The organism is Coleofasciculus sp., assembly GCF_046565525.1.
Classification (GTDB): domain Bacteria; phylum Cyanobacteriota; class Cyanobacteriia; order Cyanobacteriales; family Coleofasciculaceae; genus Coleofasciculus.
In genome coordinates this window covers 1-6,312 of record NZ_JBKHUP010000201.1, presented here as the reverse complement: position 1 = coordinate 6,312, position 6,312 = coordinate 1, and the positions used below count along the sequence as shown (strand labels likewise).

The window sequence follows — 6,312 nt, the reverse complement described above, 5'->3', positions numbered from 1 at the left end:
TTTCTATTCTGCGCATGAAAACTTCTACTTTTCCCCTTCAAATTAGCTTCTCAAATTAGTTTGTGAGAAATGCGGGATAACACAGTAGGCTCTCCATTTTTGCCCATATAAATCACTTTGGTGAGAGAGCCACCAAAATCTAAGACCAGAAACAAATCGGGTGGTTTTGGTTTTCGACCCATGACGAAACTCCTTTCTATTCAAGAGTAATTTAACTCAATAGGAATTGGAAAGACCTTGAAAAGACTTCATTTAATTTTCCTCAAGTTCTCCTCAAGACTATTGTTATTCTTAGCAAAGAATCCCCATAGACCACCATAACCCCTCAGACATAGCGCTCATTTCAACCTTATCCCCAACCCAATTTCATCATCTCTCTCTATCAAATGGATGAATTTCATTCACGGGAAATCAACGAATTGAGGTTGATGTTCTCTCTATCTTGTGAAAGATAACCCTCTACAGTTACTTGAGGAAGATTAAGTCAAGTTCTTCCCAAAGAGGGTTTTCATTGAGGCTATCGCCTTACCTCAAATGAAGTGATTGAGGTAAAACCATGGCACATCCCGGCGTAAATATCTATTCTGGCAGTTGTGACCCGCTCGGTGCGGCGCTGACATTTCCCACAGAACTCAGCTTTAAGAAGGGAAAAATCTTTCAGCACTATCCAATCACCGACAAGAGGGGAACCCTATACCGAGACGCAGAAGGTGCCTATCAGACTTTGAAGAAGCGCTATCCTCAAGGTTCGCCAAAACGACTGGAACTGTACATCCGCATCGCCACCGCGAAGTTCAAACAACATCCCCAACTGGCAGAAGCGATCGCCAAACGGGGTGGCATTCCCTGGCTCCAAGAGTGCCGTCACCAAACGGGCGCTCTAACCAAACGTTTTCAGTGGTGGGAAGGAGAAGGTATCAACTCACCGATGATTCGATGCCTCATTGAAGCATATCGACGATACCGATGTTCTGTTTTAGCTCAAAGAGAACCTGCTCCTAATCCAATTGTTGAGCTAGAAGAGGGTGATGTCTTTGTCTTTGGATCAAACGGGAAAGGTATACATGGCGCTGGCGCTGCACTTCAAGCCTTTGGACAAGAGTATCACGTTGAGTTGGTTAACCGACAGCAACCATGGCAACCTGGAGAAGAAGTTATCGGCAAATGGGCTATCTATGGCAGACCAAGGGGCTACCAACAGGGTCATGCTGGGGCGAGCTATGCTATCGAAACCAAGACGGACTGGCGTCGAAAGCAATCAACTTCACTATCCGTTATTCGTGTCCAGATTGAGGAGTTGGTAACTTGGGCTAACCAACATCTTGACCGTCGGTTGCTCTGTACGGCAATAGGCTGCGGTAAAGCCGGCTATTCCACAGAAGCTATTGCCTCCCTTTGGCTGGAACTGGAGCCGGAAATCCCATCCAATATCTTACTAGCTCCTTGTTGGAGAGACTATTTCAAGCAGCAAGGTTCCGTCTGAACTATAGCCCGACAGAGGATATCTGTTGGGCTATTTTTTTAGAGCGTTAAAAAAGAGCGCACCGTTCCCCACCTAAATCTTCCAAGACGCCGCATTTAAGTCAAAAAATTTATTTTGATACATCCCAACATGAGAGATAATTGAGGGATAAGTGAGGGAAATTCCACATTATTTTAGACTATTATAAGTGAATCTACCAACTTATACGGCAAAATAATACCTGTTGGTTGTTCACGATTCCGACGAATTTTCCTCAAATACCCCTCACACTCTTCCTGAGAGAGCAACGCTCCGCTTTGGTGCTAGATTGAGGAACAGGTAGCCCCCCGCCGTAGGAGCCCCGCCGTAGGAGCCCCGCCGTAGGAGCCCCGCCGTAGGAGCAAGCCAAGTGTTTGTTCCCACATTTGGATTCCAAACCTTGAAGGGGAAAGGTATTAACTCTCTTGGAGTTAGCGATCGCGTCTCCCTTGCGTTGTCAATATCTATAGTGGATGAGAGAGTTGAGGCACAGCAATAGAAAGCATTGTAAGCTTCAATGGGTAAGCCCGTCTTCGAGGGAAACATGTCAATACCTGAGCTACTTGAAACCCATTACCGCGATCGCACAACACCCAAAGTATTCCAGCGTGGTGAACAGTACTATCACTCCGGTGCAGTGGTGAGCTGTTGCTCCAGAGGCAATACCATCCAAGCTACCGTAGAAGGCAACGAAGTTGAACCCTACCGCGTCAGCCTCCAGTTTGACAGCGCTGGAATTAAACAAGCCCATTGTACCTGTGCCTATGATTTTGGCGGATGGTGCAAGCATATTGTTGCCACAGCATTGCTTTGCCTGCGTCAACCCGAAGCTATCAAAGAACGTCCTTCCCTAGAGCAATTGCTCGATCAACTCAATCCCATACAAACACAGGGACTGATACAAAAATTGGTAGCCAAGCAGCCGGAGTTAATTGACGATATTGATAACATTGTTACCCAAATCACCCAACTCATTCCCCAACCTGCAACCCAAGCCAAACGCCAAACCTCTGTCGATCCCCAACCCTATCGCTCTCAGGTTAAGTATTTGATGCGAAATGCCTTGAACTATTGGGAAGAAGGATTAGAGGATGACCCGATTGCAGAGGAATTACCTGATATTTTGGCACAGGCTCACGCCTTTACGGAACAAGGCGATGGCAACAATGCACTGGTTATTTTAGAAGCCATTACCCAAGCTTGTGCCGAAGATTGGGATGAGCTTACTGACTATGGTGGGGATAGCGATTATTTAATGTCACTCCTCGATCCCGTTTGGGCTGAGGCAATTTTAAGTGCGGAGTTTCAAACCGGTGAGGAAGTGGATTTACAAATCAATTTGGAAGAGTTGCAAGATCGTCTTGGGGGAACTTTTCACTTAAGTTCCGCCGCCTTGCGTCAAGGGTGGGACGATTCAGCATTAGAGGCTGTTCTGCGTGGGGAATCAACCGATTTATGGCAGGATAATCGCCCCGACTATGCCGATAAACTGGCTAGAGTACGCCTCTCTATTTTAGAGCGTCAACAACGACTAGAAGAATACTTGAATCTGGCTTCTGCGGAAGTGATTATCCCAGAATATTTAACCATGTTAACTTATTTAGGGCGTGTAGAGGAGGTGATGGCACAAAAGTCTCAAATTACCTCTGTTGAACAAGCCTTAGAAGTAGCCAAAGCCCTACGGGAAGAGGGGGATGTGTGGGAAGCTTTAGAAATCGCTCAATATGGACTAACCCTTCCAGAGTCTGAGCCGCGTCATTCTTATTGGGCGAGGATGAACGACTATGAACCTGTGGGCATCCATCGCTATCAATTAGCAGACTGGACAAGCAATTTAGCTGAGGGGTTGGGCGAACAAGAGGCGGCGCTTTCTGCTCGAATTGATGCGTTTAAAGCCCAGCCATCTTTTAAAGATTATCAGAAATTGCCCCGTTTAGCAGGGGAGCGCTGGTCAACGGTGAAAGCCGACTTACTCCAATATCTGCGTCAACGCGACGGTTGGAGTGTCCGGGATGCCAAGGTGGATATTTTCTTACATGAAGGGTTAATTGATGATGCCATTGACGCATTAGGAAGCTACTGTAGCGATCGCTTAATTCATCGGGTCATGGATGCTGCCATTCCCCATCGCCCGGAATGGGTGATTGAAAAAGCTCGTCACTATGCTGAAGATATCATAAATCCGGGTAAGGCAAGGGCTTATGATGAAGCGGTGGAGTGGTTGCGAAAAGCTCGCGCTGCTTATCTCCAGTTAGGGCAACAGAGTGAATGGAACGATTACCGAACTCAGTTGATGACGACTCACGCTCGCAAGTATAAGTTGATGGGGTTACTTAAGACGATTTAAAAACTTCCGCCATCGTAACTGAATGGTTGGTTTGTCGATGAGGAGGATAAGGAGATTTACGTTTGCAGCGCTCTGTACAGCTTATTCGAGGTATTGATAATCAAGTTGTTGAGGCGGTTCTACTGACTCTCGCACAGAACCACATCAATGACTTTGAAAATCTATGGAAAGAACAGCTCAGGCTATATGGTCAAGAGGATAAGTATTGGGATTGGCTATTCAAGAAGCGCATTTCTATTTCTAGGGACAACTATGAGAGTTACGCCATCGAGTACCAGAGAAAAACCCAAGGATTACTATGGATTGAAACTCAGCAGCATCGTTCCCAGGTTGAAGTCGGACACAGACTTGTCTACATCGAAGCTCTAGCTTCGGCACCTTGGAATCGAAGGGGGATTCAACGACCCCCTGAGTTGAAGGGTGTGGGAACCTTATTATTAAACTTTGCAAGGTTTAGGAGTTTAGACTTGGGATATGAAGGTAGAGTCGCTCTCCATGCACTACCTGGGGCAGAAAGATTCTACGATTCAAGGAATATGATGAACTTTGGAGCTGATTCTGATAAAGAGGATTTGATTTACTTCGAGTATGGACGACTCAGACGGTAGTTAATCAGTAAGGGCGATAGCAGATGCATTTTGATTGGGAAACATTCACCTATGACTCAGAATGGCTCAGGGAAGCGGTTCGCATTGAGGATGAAGCGGACTGTGATATTAGCGCTGGGTTTGACTGGGGTGCTAATCTAGGAGCGGTGATGGCTCATCCAGAGAGATATAGCCAGTTGGCTCGGTTGCGCTCAATTGTAATACGAGAATTCAAGGAACTGCTGGTGGATTGGAATTTAGGAGTAGGAGCCGAAGCCGCGCTAATTTGTGGACGAGGATTACTGATGGAGCGGTTGCTTCATCCTACACCAGAGGTGCAGGAGCGGTTATTAGCTGTGTTGGAGGAGGATTTAGCAAGCCCAGAGGGAGATAGCAGTTCTAAGCCACTTCGAGCTGGGTTACAAGAATTATTGCAGGGAATTTTGACACCAGAGGACTGGGAACTGATTGCGGTAACGGCTGGGAACTCCGTGCGCGAACAGGTAATCGAGAGGGTGCAAACGGCGAAGACGGCTTAAGCCGTGTAATGATATTCCAACTCCTGTTGTGAGGTTCTGCATCTGTAACCTCTCAATCCGATGAGAAATGGCTCGTTCATCGTTGAGTTGTTTCAAGGCGATAATCAACTGATAGCGCACGTAGGATGCTGATTTCTCAACTTGAAGTTAGAGAGAATAGATGAGTGTTCGGAATAATCTTCAATACCCCATTCTCATCATAAATATAGCTAAACAAGGAAAGTTGACCAGGAGAGACATTACCATTGCGTCCCCCATGAACAGCAATATGACAAGGTGTACACAAAGGAATTAGATTTTCCGGTCGGTTGTCCTCTGGTATAAAATTAGCATGATGCACCGATAGCGTCGCCATTGTCCACTCCGAACGAGTGAGATTTGATGGCTTTTCGCCGGGAAGCAGACATTGTTTCCCACAGTGGCGACAGCGCCAAAGAGCAGCTTCTTTGACGGATAGGGCGATGTCTGACCAATTATCGGCGTAGCGCTGGCGGTTGATTGGCATCTTCGGGAGAAAGAGTATCTGGGAACAGCGATAAGCACAACTATTGTATTCGGAATGGGGTTGCTATGATAGCCATCGCTCGTACAAAGGCTCCCAGGCTGCACTTGTTTATGATATCTGCTTTTTCGTCAGCCTGTTAACGGGTTGGTATGTGAAACCGCGCTGCATTAGATTTATTTTCTGTTCCCCGCTATCCCTAGAACATCGGTTCAATCGCCGAATCATCTACTGAAATTCCTAAAAAACAGTCACCTCAGCGACTAAACAATTCCTGTTTTGACCTTAAACAAACGTGCCATGGCACCTCTGTACTTTTTCCGGGGTATTTTCCTCAAAAAATGAGGGACAAGTGAGGGAAAACTTACACCCAATTAGCGTATTATTAGCCAATTGACGCTAAACTAAGCCCTTCTGCCTTACAGTTCTGAGTAAATCTTATCAGCTATTTCCCTCAATTATCCCTCCTAAAAATCCCAAACTTGCCCCAAATAATCTTCCTTAGGATAGTTTTTTGAATAAAATAGAGCCAATGAATCAGTTTTGCGCTAGGTTAATCGATATACAGCTCCCCACTACCAGAGCAAGCCAAGTGTTTGTTCCCCCATTTAGACTCTAAACCCCGGTTAACACCCCTTCCAAAATCGGCAACTCACCCCACACCTTTCCTCCATTCCAACAAACATCACTTTCTTTTTTGAAGACCAATTGAAAATTGTGACCTGTGTTCCCATAGCTGTTCACTCTCTATCAATACTTTCCCCGCATTTCTCACAAAAGGCGTGATTGCGAATAGCAGAAACCTTACCAGACAAGGATTTAAGCCCATTTCTTCA

The 6,312-nt window shown here is 46.0% G+C and carries 6 protein-coding genes; 4 read left to right on the top strand and 2 right to left on the bottom strand.

Annotated features, from left to right (window positions below; all coding sequences use genetic code 11):
• Nucleotides 1–50: 50 nt before the first annotated feature.
• A complete protein-coding gene (locus ACLGGO_RS34805; protein WP_446422741.1) occupies nucleotides 51–182 on the bottom strand; it encodes a hypothetical protein in 132 nt (43 codons plus the stop codon).
• A gap of 374 nt (nucleotides 183–556) precedes the next feature.
• Here ACLGGO_RS34805 and ACLGGO_RS34800 point away from each other — a divergent pair, with 374 nt between their 5' ends.
• The 4 genes from ACLGGO_RS34800 (at nucleotide 557) to ACLGGO_RS34785 (ending at nucleotide 4,974) form a co-directional block, all read left to right on the top strand.
• A complete protein-coding gene (locus tag ACLGGO_RS34800; protein WP_446382554.1) occupies nucleotides 557–1,483 on the top strand; it encodes an A1S_2505 family phage non-structural protein in 927 nt (308 codons plus the stop codon).
• 562 nt (nucleotides 1,484–2,045) lie between these two features.
• Complete coding sequence (locus ACLGGO_RS34795; RefSeq protein ID WP_446422740.1) at nucleotides 2,046–3,848, top strand: SWIM zinc finger family protein; 1,803 nt, start codon at nucleotides 2,046–2,048, stop codon at nucleotides 3,846–3,848.
• A 62-nt stretch (nucleotides 3,849–3,910) separates the two neighbouring features.
• Complete coding sequence (locus ACLGGO_RS34790) at nucleotides 3,911–4,456, top strand: GNAT family N-acetyltransferase (protein ID WP_446422739.1); 546 nt, start codon at nucleotides 3,911–3,913, stop codon at nucleotides 4,454–4,456.
• A 23-nt stretch (nucleotides 4,457–4,479) separates the two neighbouring features.
• Nucleotides 4,480–4,974, top strand: a complete 495-nt coding sequence (locus ACLGGO_RS34785; protein ID WP_446422738.1) for a hypothetical protein — start codon at nucleotides 4,480–4,482, stop codon at nucleotides 4,972–4,974.
• A gap of 136 nt (nucleotides 4,975–5,110) precedes the next feature.
• Here ACLGGO_RS34785 and ACLGGO_RS34780 read toward each other — a convergent pair whose 3' ends face one another.
• The gene (locus ACLGGO_RS34780) at nucleotides 5,111–5,479 is read right to left on the bottom strand and encodes an HNH endonuclease (protein ID WP_446422737.1); all 369 of its coding nucleotides are present in this window, start codon (nucleotides 5,477–5,479) and stop codon (nucleotides 5,111–5,113) included.
• Between the last annotated feature and the right edge of the window lie 833 nt (nucleotides 5,480–6,312).